Here is a 1,922-nt window from a genome sequence, read left to right on the forward strand (position 1 = left end):
GTGAGCGAGTTGAAAGAGGCTTTGAATAAAACCCTGTGTTTGACGTAAAGCCAGTTGGAACAGGTTGCGTATTGTCAGGGCAAACTGAATGGCAGTATCAGAGTAGGTCGGTTGACATCCTTTTTTGCCTGTAGGCATTGCATACCATTGCATTTGGGGATCAAACCAAATAGTGAAAGCACCCCGTTGGCGTAAAGCCTGATTGTACTCAGCCCAGTTGGTTGTTTTGTAGCGGCTTTTTGATTCTGTATTCATCTAAACTGTATGGGGATGAATTCCTTTTATGCAACAAAGCCATTAAAGGAACTAAGAAAGTTAGTGTAGTTCCGTATAGTCCTAATGGTCCAAAATAGGTTAATGCTATGGATATTTTTCAAGTTACATTTTTTTTATCACGCAGTTGTTTAGGTGAAATCACTCCAAATTTCAGAAGAATATACTGGGGGGTTACTGACAAGTTAATTACCGTATATTTTTTCTTGGAAAAAGAAATTGAAGAAGATGCTGAAAATATTGAAGATGAAATTATGGCAGAGTTTTTTATATCTATGGAAGGTGAGCCATTATTTGATAATTATGAANTTACATCGAAAATAATTTATGGTGAAAATAAGCATATAGTTAATAATGACTTTGATATTTTAGTTGAATTTTATAGAAGAAAAGAAAATGCAGAGTAAAAATTAATTTTTCCAGCAGATATCTCCTTTTTTTCACAAAATGCAGACTATGCCAAGGCATTGGTAAATGAGAAAAAAGATGTCACAGCGAAATGGGGTATGGGTGGCGATAAGAGTCGGACAGTGAATGCTGTTACGGTTGCGATTACAGGCGCACTAGGAGGACAAACGGATTTACAGGTTGTTGCAAATACTTTAGCACCGTATGCAGCGCAGCAAATAGGTGACAAGTTTGGTCATGGAGAAGATAAAAACCAAGCGGCTCAACTGGTTTCCCATGCGATACTTGGCGCGGTTCTAGCTTATGTGAATAATGGTGATCCAGCAGCAGGAGGAAGCGTAGCAGTGGCGAGTGAAGCTGCGGCGATTTACCTTACTAATCAGTATAAAGATAAAAAAGAATATCAGAATGAGAAAGGCGAGTTTATCCCTAACTTATTGCCAGAGGATGTTAAAACAGAGATACGGGATTTGACTGCTGCGATAGGCGCAGTAGTTGGGGGAACTGTTGGAGATTCTGCGTTTAATGCTCAGATAGCTAGTGTGGTTGGGCAGAATGCTGTGGAGAATAATGATTTATTATTACAAGCGAAATTTGCAATTAAGCATCCATTGATTGCTGCAAAAATAGGATCAGTTGAACCTGATCCTGCAAATGTATTGAATCCAAATATTTCTACGATAGCTTCAACTTATCAACTTAATTTGTTAAATCCTGCAGAGTTATTTAAGTTAGGGTATACAGAAAATGAAGTTATAATAGAAGGAAGTATGGGGAATGCATTGCGTCATACTTTATGGCAAGCAATGATTACCAAAGAATTTGGAAAAGATATTGCCATAGAGGTTGGAAATGCACATGAAAGTCGAGATGGAACAAACTATAGCCAAACAACTGGGTTAAGTTTAAGTAAAGCAGATGAATTAATCGATCAGCTAAATAACCAGATTGGGCGTAGTCTAAGTTCCTCTACCTTAAATAATTCTGATTTAGCAAGAAAAGTACTAGATACTTATGCAAATCAGGGATTATATCAGGCAGTAAAAGATGCTAATGGAACATATAGTGTTCAGAAAGTAAAACTAAATAATCAGTTATATGAAATCGCTATAAATAAATTAAAAACTTTAGATCNAACAGGAGCAGGAGCTAAAGTGCAGCAAAAACGTGAAGCACTTCAAAAAGCCAAAAGCAGTGGAACAGCAATCTTTATAGGTATAAAACAATGAGAAAAAGTATAT

General features: G+C 36.8%; 2 protein-coding genes and 1 pseudogene. 2 read left to right on the forward strand and 1 reads right to left on the reverse strand.

The window, feature by feature from the left end:
• Positions 1–255 (reverse strand): transposase (locus KPC_RS19390; RefSeq protein ID WP_171334563.1); only part of this gene is annotated, 255 nt, incomplete at its 3' end.
• Between the two features lie 473 nt (positions 256–728).
• Here KPC_RS19390 and KPC_RS20920 point away from each other — a divergent pair.
• Positions 729–1,253: pseudogene (locus KPC_RS20920) on the forward strand (VENN motif pre-toxin domain-containing protein); the annotation flags it as partial.
• A complete protein-coding gene (locus KPC_RS20925) occupies positions 1,242–1,910 on the forward strand; it encodes a DUF6973 domain-containing protein (protein ID WP_407642001.1) in 669 nt (222 codons plus the stop codon). The pseudogene KPC_RS20920 and the gene KPC_RS20925, both read left to right, overlap by 12 nt.
• The last annotated feature ends 12 nt before the right edge of the window (positions 1,911–1,922 follow it).

The sequence above is a fragment of the Acinetobacter stercoris genome (assembly GCF_900323515.1).
GTDB classification, from domain to species: domain Bacteria; phylum Pseudomonadota; class Gammaproteobacteria; order Pseudomonadales; family Moraxellaceae; genus Acinetobacter; species Acinetobacter stercoris.